15 protein-coding genes, 1 pseudogene and 1 riboswitch are annotated in these 17,871 nt (G+C 72.3%); of the genes and pseudogenes, 13 read left to right on the top strand and 3 right to left on the bottom strand.

Features of this window, described 5'->3' with window-relative positions; all coding sequences use genetic code 11:
• The first annotated feature begins 103 nt into the window (after positions 1–103).
• From ACSNN8_RS10485 to ACSNN8_RS10465, 5 genes are all read left to right on the top strand, one after another.
• Complete coding sequence (locus ACSNN8_RS10485) at positions 104–889, top strand: DeoR/GlpR family DNA-binding transcription regulator (protein ID WP_436649500.1); 786 nt, start codon at positions 104–106, stop codon at positions 887–889.
• Positions 873–1,274: a contact-dependent growth inhibition system immunity protein gene (locus tag ACSNN8_RS10480; RefSeq protein WP_436648456.1), complete on the top strand. Its 402-nt coding sequence runs from the start codon at positions 873–875 to the stop codon at positions 1,272–1,274. The genes ACSNN8_RS10485 and ACSNN8_RS10480 overlap by 17 nt, the downstream gene beginning before the upstream one ends.
• Positions 1,275–1,297: 23 nt before the next feature.
• Positions 1,298–2,284: an ATP-binding cassette domain-containing protein gene (locus ACSNN8_RS10475; protein ID WP_436648455.1), complete on the top strand. Its 987-nt coding sequence runs from the start codon at positions 1,298–1,300 to the stop codon at positions 2,282–2,284.
• The gene (locus tag ACSNN8_RS10470) at positions 2,281–3,291 is read left to right on the top strand and encodes an ABC transporter permease subunit (protein WP_436648454.1); all 1,011 of its coding nucleotides are present in this window, start codon (positions 2,281–2,283) and stop codon (positions 3,289–3,291) included. Before ACSNN8_RS10475 ends, ACSNN8_RS10470 begins: the two co-directional genes overlap by 4 nt.
• A gap of 97 nt (positions 3,292–3,388) precedes the next feature.
• Positions 3,389–3,715, top strand: coding sequence for a DUF3263 domain-containing protein (locus ACSNN8_RS10465; protein WP_436648453.1), 327 nt, complete (start codon positions 3,389–3,391; stop codon positions 3,713–3,715).
• On the opposite strand, the gene ACSNN8_RS10460 is transcribed toward ACSNN8_RS10465, so the two are convergent.
• Positions 3,712–5,913: an AAA family ATPase gene (locus tag ACSNN8_RS10460; protein ID WP_436648452.1), complete on the bottom strand. Its 2,202-nt coding sequence runs from the start codon at positions 5,911–5,913 to the stop codon at positions 3,712–3,714. The two genes, ACSNN8_RS10465 and ACSNN8_RS10460, sit on opposite strands and share 4 nt — an antisense overlap.
• A 79-nt stretch (positions 5,914–5,992) precedes the next feature.
• On the opposite strand from ACSNN8_RS10460, the gene ACSNN8_RS10455 reads away from it, so the two are divergent.
• The 6 genes and pseudogenes from ACSNN8_RS10455 to ACSNN8_RS10430 all read left to right on the top strand — a co-directional run bounded on the left by ACSNN8_RS10455 (position 5,993) and on the right by ACSNN8_RS10430 (position 13,956).
• Entirely contained in the window at positions 5,993–8,755 is a 2,763-nt protein-coding gene (locus tag ACSNN8_RS10455) for an alpha/beta fold hydrolase (protein ID WP_436648451.1), read from the top strand.
• Positions 8,752–9,612, top strand: coding sequence for an ABC transporter permease (locus ACSNN8_RS10450; protein WP_436648450.1), 861 nt, complete (start codon positions 8,752–8,754; stop codon positions 9,610–9,612). The genes ACSNN8_RS10455 and ACSNN8_RS10450 overlap by 4 nt, the downstream gene beginning before the upstream one ends.
• Before the next feature lie 96 nt (positions 9,613–9,708).
• Positions 9,709–10,395 (top strand): annotated as a pseudogene (locus ACSNN8_RS10445) (ABC transporter ATP-binding protein); the annotation flags it as partial.
• 53 nt (positions 10,396–10,448) lie between these two features.
• Positions 10,449–11,219 carry an ABC transporter permease gene (locus tag ACSNN8_RS10440; RefSeq protein WP_436648449.1) on the top strand — a complete coding sequence of 257 codons (771 nt, stop codon included), beginning with the start codon at positions 10,449–10,451 and terminating at the stop codon, positions 11,217–11,219.
• Positions 11,220–11,297: 78 nt separating this feature from the next.
• Positions 11,298–11,430, top strand: a riboswitch (SAM riboswitch).
• A gap of 11 nt (positions 11,431–11,441) precedes the next feature.
• Complete coding sequence (gene thrC / locus ACSNN8_RS10435) at positions 11,442–12,722, top strand: threonine synthase (protein WP_436648448.1); 1,281 nt, start codon at positions 11,442–11,444, stop codon at positions 12,720–12,722.
• A 256-nt stretch (positions 12,723–12,978) separates the two neighbouring features.
• Positions 12,979–13,956 (top strand): GNAT family N-acetyltransferase, encoded by a 978-nt coding sequence (locus tag ACSNN8_RS10430; RefSeq protein WP_436648447.1) that lies wholly within the window; start codon positions 12,979–12,981, stop codon positions 13,954–13,956.
• Here ACSNN8_RS10430 and ACSNN8_RS10425 read toward each other — a convergent pair.
• Both ACSNN8_RS10425 and ACSNN8_RS10420 read right to left on the bottom strand, forming a co-directional pair.
• Entirely contained in the window at positions 13,895–14,386 is a 492-nt protein-coding gene (locus ACSNN8_RS10425; RefSeq protein WP_436648446.1) for a hypothetical protein, read from the bottom strand. The two genes, ACSNN8_RS10430 and ACSNN8_RS10425, sit on opposite strands and share 62 nt — an antisense overlap.
• Complete coding sequence (locus tag ACSNN8_RS10420) at positions 14,386–14,895, bottom strand: GNAT family N-acetyltransferase (protein WP_436648445.1); 510 nt, start codon at positions 14,893–14,895, stop codon at positions 14,386–14,388. Before ACSNN8_RS10420 ends, ACSNN8_RS10425 begins: the two co-directional genes overlap by 1 nt.
• A gap of 98 nt (positions 14,896–14,993) precedes the next feature.
• On the opposite strand from ACSNN8_RS10420, the gene ACSNN8_RS10415 reads away from it, so the two are divergent.
• A complete protein-coding gene (locus ACSNN8_RS10415; RefSeq protein WP_436648444.1) occupies positions 14,994–15,911 on the top strand; it encodes a hypothetical protein in 918 nt (305 codons plus the stop codon).
• A 289-nt stretch (positions 15,912–16,200) separates the two neighbouring features.
• The gene (gene groL / locus ACSNN8_RS10410; protein WP_436648443.1) at positions 16,201–17,823 is read left to right on the top strand and encodes a chaperonin GroEL; all 1,623 of its coding nucleotides are present in this window, start codon (positions 16,201–16,203) and stop codon (positions 17,821–17,823) included.
• The last annotated feature ends 48 nt before the right edge of the window (positions 17,824–17,871 follow it).

Below are 17,871 nucleotides of genomic sequence, written 5' to 3'. Positions count from 1 at the left end.
ACGTCGCGTTGTCGCCGGTCCGCGCAGGGGTGAGCTTTGCTTCCCCGGCTTTCGCGCACTAATGTGCACACTCTTATCACGGAACGTGCAGCTGGGAGTGTGGGTGGACCGGTACGCGCGGTGGAATGCCCTGCTCGAGCTACTCGCGGAGAGTGGCCGGGTCAGCGTCGAGGACGCCGCCGAGCGCCTCGACGTCTCGCAGGCCACCATCCGCCGCGACTTCGACCAGCTGGCCCAGCAGCAGATGATCACGCGTACGCGCGGCGGGGCGGTCGCCAACGGCGTCTCGTACGACCTGCCGCTGCGCTACAAGAGCGCCAAGCACTCCGCCGAGAAGCAGCGCATCGGCGAGGCCGCCGCCGGCCTGGTCGAGCCCGGCACGGTCGTCGGGCTCAACGGCGGCACCACCGTCACCGAGGTCGCGCGTGCCCTGGCCGTACGCCCCGACCTGAACGCCGGCGGCGAGGGCTCCCAGCTCACCGTGGTCACGAACGCCCTCAACATCGCCAACGAGCTGCTGGTCCGCTCGCGCATGAAGATCGTCGTCGCGGGCGGCGTGGTGCGCCCCCAGTCCTTCGAGGTGGTCGGCCCGCTCGGCGGCGCGCTGCTCAAGGAGGTCACGCTCGACATCGTCCTGCTCGGCGTCGACGCCCTCGACGTCGAGCTGGGCGCCGCCTCCCACCACGAGGGCGAGGCCGCGATGAACAGCCTGATGGTGGCCCGCGCCAAGCGGGTCGTGGTGATAGCCGACTCCTCGAAGCTGGGCGGGCACGCCTTCGCCCGCATCTGCCCCATCACCAAGGTCGAAACCCTGGTCACCGACTCCGGCGCCACCCCCGACACCGTCTCCCGCTTCCGCGAGGCCGGAGTCCATGTCATCTGCGCGTGACCGCTCGCTGCAGGAGATCGAGGGCGACGACTGGGGAGACCCGCCCAGCGACACCACCTATCTCATCGGGACGGTGCACCGGTTGCGCCGCAAGCCCGTCGGCGACCTCCGCGTCGAGGACCTGCGGATCCTCATCGGCCAGCAGATCGGCCTGCCGGTGCTGGTGCCGCTCGCGCTGGAGCGGCTGGAACAGGATCCGCTCGCGGAGGGTGACTTCTACGCGGGTGACCTGCTGGTTGCCGTGGTGCGCGCGCCGGCGGAGTTCTGGCAGGCCAACCCGCATCTCGCGGCCCGATTGCGGGACGTCACCGGATCGGTGGACTGCGGTGAGCTGCCCGTGAGCGCGCAAAGGGAGATTGAGAGCTTTCGTAGCAGCGTGTATTGACGGGTGTGTCTAGAGTCTCGCGCGTGACTGCCGTATTGGAGATAGCCGGGCTGCAGAAGACGTATCGCAGCCGCAAAGGTGTGCGCAAAGCGCTCGACGGCTTCGACATGACCGTCGAGGCGGGTCAGGTGCACGGTTTCCTCGGGCCCAACGGCTCGGGCAAGACGACCACGTTGCGGACGTTGCTGGGGCTGATCCGGCCCAACGGCGGCCGCATGGCGATCCTCGGCCGCGAGGTGCCCGCGCACCTGTCCGAGGTGGCGGGGCAGGTCGGCGCGATCGTGGAGAGCCCGCAGTTCTTCGGCAACTTCACCGCGCAGGACACGCTGTCGCTGCTCGCGGACGCCGGGGGCGTCCGCCGCGACCGGGTGCACGCGGTGCTGGAGCTCGTCGGGCTGCGGGACCGGGCCAAGGACCGGGTCAAGACGTACTCGCTGGGCATGAAGCAGCGGCTCGCGGTGGCGTCGGCGCTGCTCAAGGAGCCGAAGCTGCTCATACTCGACGAGCCGGCCAACGGCCTGGACCCGGGCGGCATCCGGGAGATGCGCTCGCTGATGCGCACGCTCGCCGAGTCGGGCATGACCGTCGTGCTGTCCAGCCACATCCTCGGCGAGATCCAGCTCATCTGCGACTCCGTCACGATCATCTCGGCGGGGCGGCGGGTGGCCGCGGGCTCGGTGGCCGACGTGCTGGCCACGCACACCTCCACGGGCGTACGGGTACGCCTCGAGCCGGGCGTCGACATGCGCGGCCCGGTCGAGCTGCTGCGGGCCAACGGCGCCCAGGTGACCGTCGAGCACGACCACTTCACCGTCGGGAACGCCCCGAACCCGGCGCAGATCACGCGGATCCTCGCCGAGCGGCAGGTCTACGTCAGCGAGCTCACCCCGATCGCGGCCGACCTCGAGAGCGTCTTCCTCGAGCTCACCGGCACCGCGCCGGTCGAGGGCCGGAACCGGCAGGTCGACCAGACGGCGATGGCGCCGGCGGGCGGGGGGTGGGGTCAGTGAGCCTGTACCGCGCCGAGACCCGGCGGCTGACCAAGCGCCGCTTCACCCGGCTCTTCCTGCTGGGCGTTACGCTGATCCTGGCCGCCGTCGCGGCGGGCATGGTCTTCACCAACCAGAAGGTGGGCCCCGCGCAGATCGCCTCGGCGCGGGCCGAGGCGCAGCAGGACTTCCAGCGGGCGACCGAGCAGTTCGAGCGTGATCTGGCCGACTGCAAGGCGGCGCAGGGAACGCCGAATGCCGACCGGTGGCCGCCCGGCTGCGAGGGCATGTCCGGGCCCACCCAGGACAACTTCCAGACGCAGTGGTACATGCCGCCGACGTTCGATTTCCGCGAGAACTTCCCCGACATGGTCACCACTCTGGCGGCGCTGCTCGCGCTGGTCGCGTTCATCGTGGGCGCGTCGTTCGTGGGCGCCGAGTGGAGCAGCGGCGGCATGATGAACCTGCTGCTCTGGCGTCCGCAGCGGCTGCGGGTGCTCGGCACCAAGCTGGCGGCCCTGCTGGTGTTCTTCACCGTGCTGACCGTCGTGTTCTCCGCGCTGTGGACGGCGCTGTTCGTGGGGATCGCCGAGCTGCGCGGCAGCACCGACAGCATGACCTCGGGCGCCTGGCAGTCGATCGGGCTGATGGAGCTGCGCGGTCTCGCCCTGGTGGTGGTCGCGGCCGCGCTCGGGTTCGGGCTGGCCTCGCTGGGCCGGCACACCGCGATGGCGCTGGGCGTCACGATCGGCGCGCTCATCGTGTTCCAGTTCGGACTGGGCACCGTGCTCAACCTCGCGAAGGTCAAGTTTGCCGACGCGTACCTGATCCCGGTCTGGATGATCGCCTGGATGGACAAGGAGATCAAGATCGAGGACTACAACTCGTGCGACTACTCCTCGGCGGGCGGGTGCGTGCCGGACTCGCTGACGCTGACGTGGCCGATGGCGGGCGCCATCCTCGCGGGCGTGTTCGTGCTCATCGTGGTGGTGTCGATGTGGACCATGCGTAGCCGGGACGTCACCTGAGGTAACGTCGACCGGGTGGGCGGCCGGGGGCCGTCGGCGCATATGCTGACGGTCCCCGATTCGTACACCTGTGCTCGTCCCTCTTCTTTGGAGCGTCATGCAGCCGGCCGCGGACTCGTCCGAAGAGCAGCAGCACATTCCCGTCCCGCGGGCCGACAGCGAGCCGGACGCGCCCGAGCAGGCCCCGGCGCAGCCCGGCCTCGGCGAGCGCGAGCAGCAGATCCTCGCGTTCGAGAGCAAGTGGTGGAAGCACGCGGGCTCCAAGGAGCAGGCCATCCGCGACACCTTCGGGCTCTCGTCCACCCGCTACTACCAGCTGCTCAACGCCCTGCTCGACGATCCGGCCGCGCTCGAGCACGACCCCGTGCTGGTCGGCCGGCTGCGGCGCCTGCGCTCGACCAGGGCCCGCACCCGCCGCCGCTAGGGCTGGTGCGTGGAGGCGTACGCCTCGAGCCACGCGACCTGGGTGGGGTCCAGAGACGCCCGTACGCGTTTGCGCGCCGTCGCCACGTTCGCCGCGGTGACGGTCGTCGCCTCCAGGCTGTCGCGCATCGCGGCCAGCGCCGACTCGCGGATCAGCGCCGCGCAGTCGGCCGCCGAGAAGCCCTCCAGCTCGGCGCCCAGCTTCGTGAGGTCCACCGACTCGTCCAGCGGCACGGCCTTGGCCGACGCGGACAGGATCGCGGCGCGGGCCTCGGCGTCCGGCGGCGGCACGTAGACCAGCCGCTCCAGCCGTCCGGGGCGCAGCAGCGCCGGGTCGATCAGGTCGGGCCGGTTCGTGGCGCCGATGACCACCACGTTGCGCAGGTCCTCCACGCCGTCGAGCTCGGTCAGCAACGCCGCCACGACGCGGTCGGTGGTGCCGCCGTCGGAGGCCTGCCCGCGGGTCGGCGCGAGCGCGTCGACCTCGTCGAGGAACACCAGCGTGGGCGCGGCCTCGCGGGCCCGGCGGAACAGCTCGCGCACCGCCCGCTCGCTCTCGCCCACCCACTTGGTGAGCAGCTCGGCGCCCTTCACCGACAGCACGTTGGCCTTGCCCGTGCCGGCGATCGCCTTGACCAGGTACGTCTTGCCGCAGCCGGGCGGCCCGTAGAGCAGCACGCCGCGCGGCGGCGAGACCCCGAGCCGGGCGAACGTGTCGGGGTAGTTCAGCGGCCACAGCACCGACTCGGTGAGCGTCTGCTTGACCTCGGCCATGTCGCCCACGTCGTCGAGGGTCACCGCGGCCACCTCGAGCGTGGAGTCGGCCATCGAGGTGGGCCGCACCACGTCGAGCGCGGCCTCGAAGTCGGCCATCGTCACGGCCGGGTCCTCGGCCTCCTTCTGCCGCAGCGCGGCGCGCACCCCGGCCTCGCGGGCCAGCGCGCCCAGGTCGGCGGCGACGAAGCCGGGCGTGCGCCCCGCGATGTCGTCGAGGCGCACGTCCTCGGCCAGGCGCATGCCGCGGGTGAGCACGCCCAGCTGTTCCCGGCGCAGGGCCGTGTCGGGCAGGGGCACGGCCAGCTGCACGGCGAGCAGATCGGGGGCGCGCAGCGACGTGTCGAGCGACTCCGGGCGGCTGGTCGTGGCGACCACGGCGACCCCGGCCCGCAACGTCTCCTCGAGCACCTGGCGGAAGACGATGGAGATCGGGCCCGGCTCGTCGCGGGGCGCGAGGGCGTCCACGTCGGAGAAGAGCAGCACGGTCGGTCCGTCGTCGCGGGCGTCGCGGGTCAGCTCGCGCAGCCGCGCGGCGGCCGCCGTGTTGGTGAGCGCGGCGAGCTCGGGCGCCCAGACCTGCACCACCCGCGCGTCCACCTGGGCGGCGACCGCGCGGACCAGCGCCGACTTGCCGGAGCCGGCCGGTCCCGAGATCAGCACGCCGAGCGAGACCGTGGTGCCCAGCCGGGCCAGCACCTCGCGGTGGTTGAAGCCGAGATCGAGCAGCTCCTCCAGCTCCTTGGCCTGCGGGCGCAGGCCCGGCAGGTCGTCGAGGCTGGGCGGCGGCACCTCGGGGTCGGTGGCGGCGGGCGCCTCCTGCCGGGCGGCCGGGCCCGGCACCGGCGACGAGACCGGTCCGTCCTGCCAGCCGACGACGGTGTCCATGGTGATCACCGCGCCGTCCGACTCGGCCACATCGGTCACCGTGAGCAGCGCGGTGGTCCACTGGTAGCCGAGCCGGTTGCGCAGGCTCCGGCCGACGTCGAGCCCCGGGGGCCGCAGCCCGGCCGGCGGCAGCACGTCCTGCGGGCGCAGCGAGACGTTGTCGCCGCGGCTGACCACCTTGCCGAGCAGCGCCAGCCGCAGCATCTCGGGCGAGATCAGCGCGACCACGTCGGCCGCGCCGGCCAGCGAGACCCGCCGGGCCGCGACCGCGGGCTGCCGGGCGATGCCGACCCGGCCGCCGTCGCGCAGGCCGAGGTTGCCGAGCGTGAGGTCGTCGGCGTAGAGGAACTCACGGCTCGCGCCCGGCTGGGCCTTGGCCGCGAGCGCGGCGGTGACGCGGGTCCCCTCCAGCCGTACGGGATCACCGGCGTTGATCTCGAGGGCGGCCATCACGTCGGGGTGCAGCCGCACGATGCCGCGGCGGTCGTCGAGCCCCGCCGGCCGTTGGGTGACGGTCAACGTCAGTTCCTCATCCACCCGGCCCACGTTATCGCCCACCGCCCGCCTGAGAGGTTTCACAGGCATCGCTCAGACCCCGGGAGCTAGCGTTCCAGGCATGTCTTGGTCGAGCCGGCTGCGCCGTGCCTTACCCCGGCCCACCCGCGGCCGCCTGTTCGCCGGCTCGGCCGTGCTCCTGATCCTCGCCGTCCTCGTCGGCTGGGCCGTGTGGCCCGAGCGCGCCGGCTGGACCGCGCGCGACCAGACGATCACCGTGCTCTCCGGCCCCGGCCGCAACGAGAGCGTCAGCCTCGACGCCCGGCTCTACCTGCCCCGCGACCGCGGCGGCCGGGTGCCGGCCGTGCTGCTGGCGCACGGGTTCGGCGGCACCAAGGAGTCGGTGAGCGACGACGCCGAGTCGCTGGCCGGGCGCGGCTACGCGGTGCTCACCTACACCGCCGAGGGCTTCGGGCGCAGCGGCGGCCAGATCCACCTGAACAGCCCCGACTACGAGGTCCGCGACGCCCAGGGCCTGCTCGACTGGCTCGCGGCCCGGCCCGAGATCCAGACCGACGCCTCCGGCGACCCGCGGGTCGGCGTGGTCGGCGGGTCCTACGGCGGGGCGCTGGCACTGCTGCTGGCCGGGCAGGACAGCCGGGTCGACGCGATCGTCCCGTCGATCACCTGGAACGACCTGACCAACGTCTTCCTGCCGCAGTCGGCGGACACGTCGGCGACCGGCGTCTTCAAGAAGGGCTGGGCCGGCGTCTTCTTCGGCAACGCCGGGGCGCTCTCGGCGACCGGGCAGCAGGCTCCGCCGGTGGGCGTCAACCCGGACCCGGCCTGCGGGCGGTTCGCGGCCGACGTCTGCGCCGCCTACCTCGACGCGGCGACCACCGGTGACCCCGACCCGGCGACCCTCGAGCTGCTGCGCCGGTCGAGCCCGGCGAGCGTGATCGGGCAGATCAAGGCGCCCACGCTGCTCGTGCAGGGCGCGGTCGACACGCTGTTCCCGCTGAGCGAGGCGGACGCCAACGCGCGCTCGATCGCGGCGACCGGCACCCCGGTGCGGGTCGCCTGGTTCACCGGCGGCCACGACGGCGGCGCCGGCCCGCAGACGGACCAGGACAGGGTGAAGTACCTGACCGCGCAGTGGCTCGACCACTACGTCAAGGGCGAGGGGGAGGCGCCCTCGGACGACTTCACGTACTCGCGGGTGGCGGGCTTCAGCGCGCTCGACCGTGACCTCGTGACGAACGGCTACTCCACCGGCGCGTACCCCGGCCTGAGCGGGACCGGGAGCACCCAGCTGATCCTGCAGGGGCCGGCGCAGGCGATCGCGAACCCGCCGAACGGCAGCCCCGGCGCTCTGTCGTCGCTGCCCGGCACCGGCGGACGGCTCAGCGAGCTGCTCTCCGGCGTCGCCGCCGACATTCCTGGGCAGTTCGCGGCCTTCGAGTCCGGGCCGGTGCCGGAGCCCATCGACGTGGTGGGATCCCCGTCCGTCCAGCTGCGGGCCGCCTCGCCGACCGGGGAGGCCACGCTGTTCGTCAAGCTCTACGACGTCGACCAGGACGGCGCCGAGACGCTGAGCGCGGGTCTGGTCGCCCCCGTGCGGCTCACCGGCCTGCCGCCCACGCTCGAGGACGCCGAGGTGCGCACGGTCAAGCTGCCGGCCATCGTCCGCCAGATCGACGCCGGCCACACCGTACGCGTCGTGGTCGCCACCACCGACCAGGCGTTCCTGTCCCCGGCGCAGCCCGCGGCGTACACCGTCCAGGCCGGCAACCTGCTGACCCTGCCCACCGTGGTGGGCGAGCCCGTCGCCAACCCGCAGACCGTCTGGCGCTACGTGCTGGCCGGGCTGCTCGCGGCGATCGTGCTCGGCCTGGCCGCGGTGCTGCTCGTGCGGCGGCGCCGGCTGCGCGGGCAGCTCACCCCCACGGCGACCGAGCACGCGGAGACGCCGCTGGTGGTCCGTGGGCTGCGCAAGGCGTACGCGGACGGGTTCGTGGCCGTCGAGGAGATCAGCTTCACCGTGGAGCGCGGCCAGGTGGTCGGGCTGCTCGGGCCCAACGGCGCCGGCAAGACCACCACGCTGCGGGTGCTGATGGGCCTGACCATGCCGACCGCGGGCGAGGCGCTGGTGTTCGGCCACCGCCTGGTGCCCGGCGCGCCGGTGCTGTCGCGGGTGGGCGCGCTGGTCGAGGGACCGGGCTTCCTGCCCCACCTGACCGGGCTGGAGAACCTGCGGGCGTACTGGAAGGCGACCGGACGGCCGGAGGCGGACGCCCGGTTCGAGGAGGCGCTGGAGATCGCGGGGCTCGGCGACTCGGTGCACCGGCGCACGAAGAAGTACAGCCACGGCATGCGGCAGCGGCTCGCCATCGCCCAGGCCATGCTCGGGCTGCCCGAGCTGCTGGTGCTGGACGAGCCGACCGACGGGCTCGACCCGCCGCAGATCGCCGAGATGCGCCGCGTGCTCATGCGCTACGCCACCGACGGCCGCGCGGTGCTCGTCTCGAGCCACCTGCTCGCCGAGGTGGAGCAGACCTGCACGCACGCCGTGGTGGTCAACAAGGGCCGCATCGTCGCCTCCGGGCCGGTCGAGGAGATCGTCGGCGAGTCCCCGTCGGTGCAGCTCGAGGTCTCCGACGTGCCGGCCGCCGAGCGGGTGCTGAGCGGGCTGGGCGTTCGCTCGGTGCTGCCCGACGGGCCGTCCGGGCTGATCGTCGACATGAACGGCACGCCGCGCTCGGAGGTGGTGGCCTCGCTGGTGCACGCGGGCGTCGCCGTCGACCGGGTGGTGCCGCGGCGAAGGCTGGAGGACGCCTTCCTCGCGCTGGTGGGGGAGAACTCGCGAGGGAGCGGCGACCGATGAGCGTTCAGACCTCCGGCGCGGTGGGCTACCGGCCGTCGCGCACGCTGCCGCTGCTGGCCGAGGTGCGCCGGCAGGCGTCCCGGCGGCGTACGCAGCTGGCTCTGGGTTTCATGGCGCTGCTGCCGCTGATCATCCTGGTCGCGTTCGAGTTCGGCGGCGGCGAGGACGAGGAGGGCGGCGGCGCCTTCGACAGCCTGGTCGACCTGGCCACCTCGGGCGGGCTGAACTTCGCGCTGTTCTGCCTGGCCGTCTCGGCGGGCTTCCTGCTGGTCGTGGTGGTGGCGCTGTTCTGCGGCGACACGGTGGCGAGCGAGGCGAGCTGGGGCAGCCTGCGTTATCTGCTGGCGGTTCCGGTGCCGCGGGCCCGGTTGCTGGCGGTGAAGCTGATCGTCGCGCTCGCGTACTCGGCGCTGGCGCTGCTCACGCTGACCGTCACCGCGCTGCTCGCCGGCACCCTGCGCTACGGCTGGCATCCGCTGGGCAGCACGGTGGCCGCCGAGATCGCGCCCTGGCCGGGCCTCGGGCGGCTGTTCGCGATCGTCGGCTATCTGGCCGTGTCGATGCTGGTCGTGGCCGGGCTCGCGTTCCTGCTCGGGGTGCTGACCGACGCGCCGCTGGGCGCCGTGGGCGGCGCGGTGATGCTGTGGATCCTGTCGAGCATCCTCGACCAGATCACCGCGCTGGGGGCGCTGCGCTCCCTGCTGCCGACCCACTTCAGCGACGCCTGGATGGGGCTGCTGTCCACCCCGGCCCAGACCGACGACCTGGTGAAGGGCGCGATCAGCGCCGTCGCGTACGCCACCGTCTGCTGGGGCGTGGCGTTCTGGCGCTTCACCCGCAAGGACATCACCTCGTAAGGCCCGCTCTGCAGAACAGGGCCGCGGCGCACGATGCCGCGGCCCTGTCGGCTTTTCTACGTAGCCTCCACGCATACGTATATGTATGCTCTACGTATGGGTCAGTCAGACATGATCACCGTGTCGGGGTTGCGGAAGTCCTTCGGCAAGCACGCCGTCCTCGACGGCGTCGACTTCCACGTGCCCCGCGGATCCGTCTTCTCGTTGCTGGGGCCCAACGGCGCCGGCAAGACCACGATCGTCGAGATCCTCACGACGCTGCTGCCGGCCGACGCGGGCGAGGTCACCGTCGCCGGTCACGACCTGCGCCGCGAGCCGGACGCCATCCGCTCGGTGATCGGCGTGACCGGGCAGTTCTCGGCGGTCGACGCCCTGCTCACCGGCCGGGAGAACCTGCAGCTGATCGCGGACCTGCGGCACCTCGGCCGCCGGGCGGGCCGGGCGCGGGCCGAGGAGCTGCTCGAGCGCTTCGACCTGGTGGACGCGGCGGGCCGGCCGGTCGCCACCTACTCCGGCGGCATGAGGCGCCGGCTCGACCTCGCGATGACGCTGGTCGGCGACCCTCAGCTGATCTTCCTCGACGAGCCGACCACCGGCCTGGACCCGCGCAGCCGCCGCACGATGTGGCAGATCATCCGCGGCCTGGTCGCCGACGAGGGCGTCACGATCTTCCTGACCACGCAGTACCTCGACGAGGCCGACGAGCTGGCGCACACCATCGCGCTGCTCGACCACGGCGTGCTCGTCGCCACCGGCACCGCCGACGAGCTCAAGAGCTCCGTGGGAGCCGAGTCCACGCTCGACGACGTCTTCTTCGCCCTCACCGGAGGCATCCGATGACCACGTACGTGCTGGCCGACACCGCCACGATGTTCCGCCGCGACCTGCGCCACGCGGTCCGGTTCCCGCTCATGCTGATCAGCGGCATCGGGCTGGCCTGCCTGATGATGCTGCTGTTCGTCTACGTCTTCGGCGGCGCGATCGGCGGCGGCGACCGCGCGGCCTACGTGAACTATCTGATACCCGGCATCCTCGTCATGGCGATCGGCGGCGGGGGCGCCAGCACCGCGATCAACATCAACACCGACATGTCCGAGGGCGTGATCGCCCGGCTCCGGACGATGGCGATCTCCCGTACGTCGGTGCTGGCCGGGCAGGTCGCCGGCGGCATGGTGCGCACGGTGCTCAGCCTCGCGCTGGTGCTGGGGGTCGGCTACCTGATCGGCTTCCGCGCCGGGGCCGGGGTCGGCGACTGGTTCGGCGTGGCGGGGCTGCTCGTGCTGACGACGTTCGCGGTCAGCTGGATGACCGCGGCGTTCGGCCTGGTCGCCAAGACCGTCGCGGGCGCCAACTCGTCCTCGCTGCTCTTCCAGTTCGGGCCGTTCGTCAGCAGCGCCTTCGTTCCGACCGGGTCGATGTCGCCCGGGGTGCGCTGGTTCGCCGAGCACCAGCCGTTCACCCCGATCATCGACACGCTGCGCGGGCTGCTGGCCGGCGCCCCGGTCGGGTTCGGCACCTGGGGGGTCGCGGTCGCCTGGTGCGCCGGGCTCTCGTTGCTCGGCTTCTTCTGGTCGCGGTCGGCCTTCCTGCGCCTGCCGACCCGCTGAGGGGCTTCGCTCACACCTCGGGAACCCGCGAGCCGGAACGCGGGATCCCGTCGTAAGGTGGTGGAAACACAACTGAATACCTCATCCAGAGGGGCAGAGGGAACGGCCCGATGAAGCCCCGGCAACCACCGCGCAGTCTCGACGGCGAGGCCCTTCGCGGCAGGTGCTAATTCCGTCCTCGCCCGGCATCCGCCGCGGGGAAAGATGAGAGGGAAGGCCTCGATGACGTCTACCGTCAGTGCACCCACCGCTACCACCTCCCCGGCCAAGGGCCTCGTCTGCCGTGCGTGCGGCGCGGAATATCCGCTGGTCGCACAGCACGCCTGTTACGAGTGTTTCGGCCCGCTCGAGGTGGCCTACGACCAGGAACTCCTCGCGCGGGTCACCCGTGAGCAGATCGAAGCCGGGCCGCAGAACATCTGGCGCTACGCCGGTCTGCTGCCGGCCGGGCAGGACCCGGCCGCCCGGGTCAGCCTCGACCCCGGCCTCACCCCGCTGGTCGCCGCGCCCGCCCTGGCCGCCGCCGTCGGCCTGCGCGCGCCGCTGTACGTCAAGGACGACTCGGCCAACCCCACCCACTCGTTCAAGGACCGGGTCGTCTCGGTGGCGCTCACCGCGGCCCGCGGGCTGGGCTTCACCCGCTTCGCCTGCGCCTCCACCGGCAACCTGGCCAACTCGGTCGCCGCACACGCGGCCCGGGCGGGTGCGCCGAGCATCGTCTTCATCCCGTACGACCTGGAGCAGGGCAAGGTCATCACGACCGCGGTCTACGGCGGCGACCTGGTCGCGATCGAGGGCTCCTACGACGACGTGAACCGCCTCTGCGGCGAGCTGGTCGAGACCGACGAGTTCGAGGACACCGCGTTCGTCAACGTCAACGTGCGGCCGTTCTACGCCGAGGGCTCCAAGACGCTGGGTTACGAGGTGGCCGAGCAGCTCGGCTGGCGCATCCCGGCCCAGGTGGTCATCCCGATGGCCTCCGGCGAGCTGCTCACCAAGGTCGACAAGGCGTTCGCCGAGCTGGTCGAGATCGGCCTCGCGGAGGCGCCCGAGGGCGGCTGGACGGTCTTCGGCGCGCAGTCGGCCGGCTGCAACCCGATCGCCACGGCGCTGCACGCGGGCACCGACGAGATCGTGCCGGTCAAGCCGACCGGCATCGCGAAGTCGCTGAACATCGGCGACCCGGCCGCGGGGGCGTACGCGATCGAGGCGGTCCGGCGCACGGGCGGCTGGATGGACTACGCCGACGACGACGAGATCCGCGCCGGCATCCGGCTGCTCGCCGAGACCACCGGCATCTTCGCCGAGACCGCCGGCGGCACCACCGTCGCGGTGCTCAAGAAGCTGGTCGAGAGCGGCAAGCTCGACCCCGAGAAGGAGACCGTCGTCTACAACACCGGCGAGGGCCTCAAGACGCTTGACGCGGTGGCGGGCCAGGTCGGCCCCACCCACCGCATCAAGCCGTCGCTCAAGGGCGCTCGCGAGGCCGGGCTGCTCGGATGACCGTGAGTAACCGGCGCTCCGTCAAGAAGTGAGAATTCCATCCCGCGAGGACTTGCGCCGGGATCTCCGGATCGGCAGGATGCTCTCTGCGGGAGGGCGCGACGCCGTACGCGGCCCCTCACCTTCGAGCTTGGCGACAATCTCTCGAGGGGCCCAACGACCCAGCGCCGGAGGCGCTGTGCGTCCGCCATCCCGACCAAACTCCCGCTGAAAAAAGCGTTCGCGATCATGGCCGCCGCCCGGCAGGGTGGCGGCCATGCGCATCTCGACCGGGCCGTTGACGTCCCCGCAGGTCGCCTACGACATCGCGCGTGCCACGGCGATCCACGACTGTCCCGACATCCCGTTCACGAGCCGGGAGACCTACCTGGCGGGCTTCGACACGCCACCGCCGGGGCAGCGGGTCGAGCGACACGTCGGCTATCTCGACGGGGAGCCGGCCGGCCTGCTGGAGCTCACCTTCCCGCAGCTCGACAACCTGGACAACGTCGAGGTCGAGCTGATGGTCCTGCCCGGCCGCCGCCGGCACGGGCTGGGCCGGGCGCTGCACGACGTGGCCGTCGAGCGGGCCCGGGCCGCCGGCCGCAAACACCTGATCGCCGCCACCGTCGACCGCCATCCCGACGGCGCAGCGTTCGCCGGGGCGGTCGGCGCCGCCGCGGGCCTGGACGAGATCCGCAGCCGGCTCGACGTGACCGCGCTCGACGACACGCTGCTGGCCGGCTTGCGCGCGGACGCCGGGAAACACGCCGAGGGCTACCGGCTGCGGCGCTGGGTGGGGGTGCCGCCCGACGACCTCATCGACGGCGTGGCCTACCTGGAGGGCCGGCTCAACGCGGACGCGCCGACCGGCGACATCAACTGGCAGCCGGAGAAGATGGACGCCGACCGCATCCGCCGGGGCGAGCAGCGGCGGGCGGCGCGCGGCAGCCGCAGCTATCACGCCGGGGCGCTGCTGGGCGACCGGCTGGCCGCCTGGACGTGGATCGTCGGCGACCTCGACCAGCCGGCCCACGCCTGGCAGTACACCACGCTGGTCGACCCCGAGCACCGCGGTCACCGGCTCGGCATGCTGGTCAAACTCGAGAACCTGGCGCTGGTGCGCGAGCACAAGCCGCGGCTGGAGGCCATCGACACCTTCAACGCGGCGTCCAACACGTTCATGCTGCGGATCAACCGCGCGATGGGCTTCCGGGCGGTCGACGCCTGGACGGAGTGGCAGAAGAACCTCTGAGCCGGCGCGCCCACGGCCGCAGCGGCAGGTCGGTGGGATAACCGCCGGCCCGCAGCCCCGCGTGCTTCTCGAGGAAGTTGCGCGCGCCCCAGGAGCCGGTGGTGGCGTACGAGTAGCCGCACGCCGCCCAGTAGGCGGGCCAGAACAGCGGACCGAGCACCGCGTACTGCCCGGCGTGGCGGTGCTCGTGGCCGAACAGCTCGGTGCGCTCGTCGGCGAGCAGCCAATCGGCGCTGCGCCGGGTCAGGATCACCGAGCCCACCGTGAAGCAGGTGGCCGGCGGCACGGGCAGCCGGTAACCCTCCGCGATCAGCACGCCGTGCCGCCCGCGCCGGATGCGGCTGCGGGTGGCGAGCGCGATCAGCAGACCCGCGCCCGTGGTGCCGTTGAGCGCGGTGAGCAGGCCGCGGGCGATGTGCCGGGCGGCCATCAGGCGGGCCGCCGCATGCGCAGCTCGGTGAGCGTCGGGACCACCGGGTGCGGCACCCGCTCGCCGGTGTCGCAGAAGCCGAGTTTCTCGTACGCCCGCACGGCCCGGTCGTTGCCGACGACCACCTCGAGCAGCGCCCGGGGGCGGCCCGCGGCCCGCGACCAGTCGACGACCGCCTCGATCAGGTCGGCCACCACCTTGCCGCCGCGGTACGCCGGCGTCACGTAGACCGCGAAGATCACCGTCTCGCCGGGGAACTCGGGCGCGACCGTGCCGCCCGCGTGCCCGATCAGCCGGCCGTCGTCGCCGGGGTCGGCCACGAACATGGCGAGGTCGTCACCCGCGGCGGCCTGGGCGATCCGCTGCCGGTAGGAGTCGTGCGAGCGGGCGGCCGCCTGGGCCAGCGTCTCGAGGAACGCCAGCGGGCTGTCGGCGAGCATCTCGAGCCGCAGCGCCCGCATCCGGGCGGCGTCCTGCGGCCTGATCCGGTGCACGCTCCAGCTCCCCATGTCGTCCTGACTACCCCCAGCGGGCCGGTGCGGCAACCCGGTTGCCACGAATAGTCACGGGGTGGCGGCGAAGGCCCGTGCTGAGGCAAGGTGTGCCGATGGACCACCGTGAGGCTCCCATCTTCATGGTCGAGCCGCCGGTGGTGAACGCCGCCGATCCGTTCGACGCCGAGGGGCGCACCGCCGACCTCGCCGGGCCGTTGCGCCGGCTGGCGTCGGCGCCGGCGCTGTCCGACCGCCTGGTCCCGGGCCCGGGCGCGGCCGCCTGGGCGGGCCGGTTCGGTGCGGTGCTGACCCGCGGGGGCGTCCTCCTGCTGCCGGTGACGGCCCTGGCCGCGCTTCCCATGCACTTCTTCGTCGGCCGGCTCGACGAGGCGGTGATCGCGGCGCCCTACCTGTCCGAGCTCGCGGGCGGCTTCGGCCTGCTGCTGCTGCCGATCATGTGGCTGGCCTATCTGGCGGTGACCGCGCTGCCCCACGTGATCACGCTGGCCGGCGCGGTCGGCGTCCTGGTGCCGCAGGCCGCCGGGGCCCGGCTCCGGCCGCGGCTGGTCTGGTCGCTGGTCGCGCTGCGGCTGCGCGCGCTGTGGCTGTGGTTCGCCGCCTTCTCCGTGCTGACCGGCAGCCTGCCGCTGCTGCTCACCGAGGACTCGCTCGGCCCGGCCGCGCGAGTCCCGCTGGCCGTCGTGCTCGCGGCTGTCTCGACCGCCGTGCTGACCTTCGGAGGCGTCCTGGGCTGCGTCGTGCTGATCGAACGCGGACACGCGCGGCGCCGCACGGTGCGGCTGCTGGCCCGGGTGCAGCCGGTCGGGCTGATCGCCGCCGCGGCCGCCGTCACGGTGGTGCCGCAGATCGCCGACGAGTTCCTCGGCGGGCTGGCCGCCACGCTGGCGGGCGTGGTGCTCGCTCAGCTGTGGGCGATCGCGGCGCTGGTGACGTACGCCCAGGCCCGTCGCCTCGAAGAGCCGGTGACCAGCGCATCCTTGCGCAACGAGCTGGCTGCCCCGGAGGAGTGAGCCCCGCGGTCGCCTGCGCGCAAGACGGGGTTTCCTTGCACTCGCACCCGGGGAGTGCTAAACAGGTCATTGGCACTCGCGACTGCTGAGTGCCAAGCAGGTCGGGACGGTGGGGTTCCGGTCGCGGCGCCGCCATCGGCGCCGGGGCACGGGGCCGGTCGTCGCGGGCTATCCGGCTCGGCCTGAGGACGTCACATCGCCAGGTGGTGACGTCCGCAGAGTTCCGCAAACGTGCGGAGGGGCGCGGCCACGGGCCACGCACCTCGACTGTCCAGGAGGACACAGCCGTATGGCCAAGATCATCGCATTCGACGAGGAAGCTCGTCGCGGCCTCGAGCGGGGCATGAACCAGCTCGCCGACGCCGTCAAGGTGACGCTCGGCCCCAAGGGCCGCAACGTCGTGCTCGAGAAGAAGTGGGGCGCGCCCACCATCACCAACGATGGTGTGTCGATCGCCAAGGAGATCGAGCTCGAGGACTCCTACGAGAAGATCGGCGCCGAGCTGGTCAAGGAGGTCGCGAAGAAGACCGACGACGTCGCCGGTGACGGCACGACGACGGCGACCGTCCTCGCCCAGGCGCTGGTCCGTGAGGGCCTGCGCAACGTCGCCGCGGGCGCGAACCCGATGGCCCTCAAGCGGGGCATCGAGGCCGCCGTGGCGAGCGTCTCCGAGGGCCTTCAGCAGCTCTCCAAGGACGTGGAGACCAAGGAGCAGATCGCTTCGACCGCCTCCATCTCCGCCGGTGACTCCACGGTCGGCGAGATCATCGCCGAGGCCATGGACAAGGTCGGCAAGGAAGGCGTCATCACCGTCGAGGAGAGCAACACCTTCGGCCTCGAGCTCGAGCTCACCGAGGGCATGCGCTTCGACAAGGGCTTCGTGTCGGCGTACTTCATGACCGACGCCGAGCGCATGGAGGCCGTCTTCGACGACCCCTACATCCTGATCGCAAACAGCAAGATCTCCGCGGTCAAGGACCTCCTCCCCGTGCTGGAGAAGGTCATGCAGGGCGGCAAGCCGCTGGTCATCATCGCCGAGGACGTCGAGGGCGAGGCCCTGGCCACCCTGGTCGTCAACAAGGTCCGCGGCACCTTCAAGTCGGTCGCCGTCAAGGCCCCCGGCTTCGGTGACCGTCGCAAGGCCATGCTCGAGGACATCGCCATCCTCACCGGTGGCGCGGTCATCAGCGAGGAGGTCGGCCTCAAGCTGGAGAACGCCGACCTGAGCCTGCTGGGCCAGGCCCGCAAGGTCGTCATCACCAAGGACGAGACCACCATCGTCGACGGTGCCGGCAACGCCGAGCAGATCCAGGGCCGGGTCAACCAGATCCGTGCCGAGATCGAGAAGTCGGACTCCGACTACGACCGCGAGAAGCTGCAGGAGCGCCTGGCCAAGCTGGCCGGCGGCGTTGCGGTCATCAAGGTCGGCGCGGCCACCGAGGTCGAGCTCAAGGAGCGCAAGCACCGCATCGAGGACGCCGTTCGCAACGCGAAGGCGGCCGTCGAGGAGGGCATCGTGCCCGGTGGTGGTGTCGCCCTGGTGCAGGCCGGCAAGACCGCGTTCGACAAGCTGGACCTGGTGGGCGACGAGGCCACCGGCGCCAACATCGTCAAGGTCGCGCTCGACGCCCCGCTGCGTCAGATCGCCGTGAACGCCGGCCTCGAGGGCGGCGTCGTGGTCGAGAAGGTGCGCAACCTCGACGCGGGTCACGGCCTCAACGCCGCGACCGGCGAGTACGTCGACCTGCTGGCCGCGGGCATCATCGACCCGGCCAAGGTCACCCGCTCGGCGCTGCAGAACGCCGCGTCGATCGCCGCGCTGTTCCTCACCACCGAGGCCGTCGTGGCCGACAAGCCCGAGAAGACCCCGGCCCCGGCCGGCGCCCCGGGCGGCGGTGACATGGACTTCTGAGTCCAGTCGTAGCAACACGAGAAGGGCGGGTCGCCTCGGCGACCCGCC

It is taken from the genome of Actinoplanes sp. URMC 104 (assembly GCF_051386375.1).
Lineage (GTDB): Bacteria > Actinomycetota > Actinomycetes > Mycobacteriales > Micromonosporaceae > Actinoplanes.
This window is presented reverse-complemented; position numbering and strand designations above follow the sequence as displayed.

Bases quoted from the DNA above. Each gene is read 5' to 3' on its own strand.
- ACSNN8_RS10440 (WP_436648449.1), top strand. From the start codon at position 10,449: ATGACCACGTACGTGCTGGCCGACACCGCCACGATGTTCCGCCGCGAC.
- ACSNN8_RS10450 (WP_436648450.1), top strand. From the start codon at position 8,752: ATGAGCGTTCAGACCTCCGGCGCGGTGGGCTACCGGCCGTCGCGCACG.
- ACSNN8_RS10430 (WP_436648447.1), top strand. From the start codon at position 12,979: ATGCGCATCTCGACCGGGCCGTTGACGTCCCCGCAGGTCGCCTACGAC.
- groL (WP_436648443.1), top strand. From the start codon at position 16,201: ATGGCCAAGATCATCGCATTCGACGAGGAAGCTCGTCGCGGCCTCGAG.
- ACSNN8_RS10425 (WP_436648446.1), bottom strand. From the start codon at position 14,386: ATGGCCGCCCGGCACATCGCCCGCGGCCTGCTCACCGCGCTCAACGGC.
- thrC (WP_436648448.1), top strand. From the start codon at position 11,442: ATGACGTCTACCGTCAGTGCACCCACCGCTACCACCTCCCCGGCCAAG.
- ACSNN8_RS10415 (WP_436648444.1), top strand. From the start codon at position 14,994: ATGGACCACCGTGAGGCTCCCATCTTCATGGTCGAGCCGCCGGTGGTG.
- ACSNN8_RS10420 (WP_436648445.1), bottom strand. From the start codon at position 14,895: ATGGGGAGCTGGAGCGTGCACCGGATCAGGCCGCAGGACGCCGCCCGG.
- ACSNN8_RS10455 (WP_436648451.1), top strand. From the start codon at position 5,993: ATGTCTTGGTCGAGCCGGCTGCGCCGTGCCTTACCCCGGCCCACCCGC.
- ACSNN8_RS10465 (WP_436648453.1), top strand. From the start codon at position 3,389: ATGCAGCCGGCCGCGGACTCGTCCGAAGAGCAGCAGCACATTCCCGTC.
- ACSNN8_RS10480 (WP_436648456.1), top strand. From the start codon at position 873: ATGTCATCTGCGCGTGACCGCTCGCTGCAGGAGATCGAGGGCGACGAC.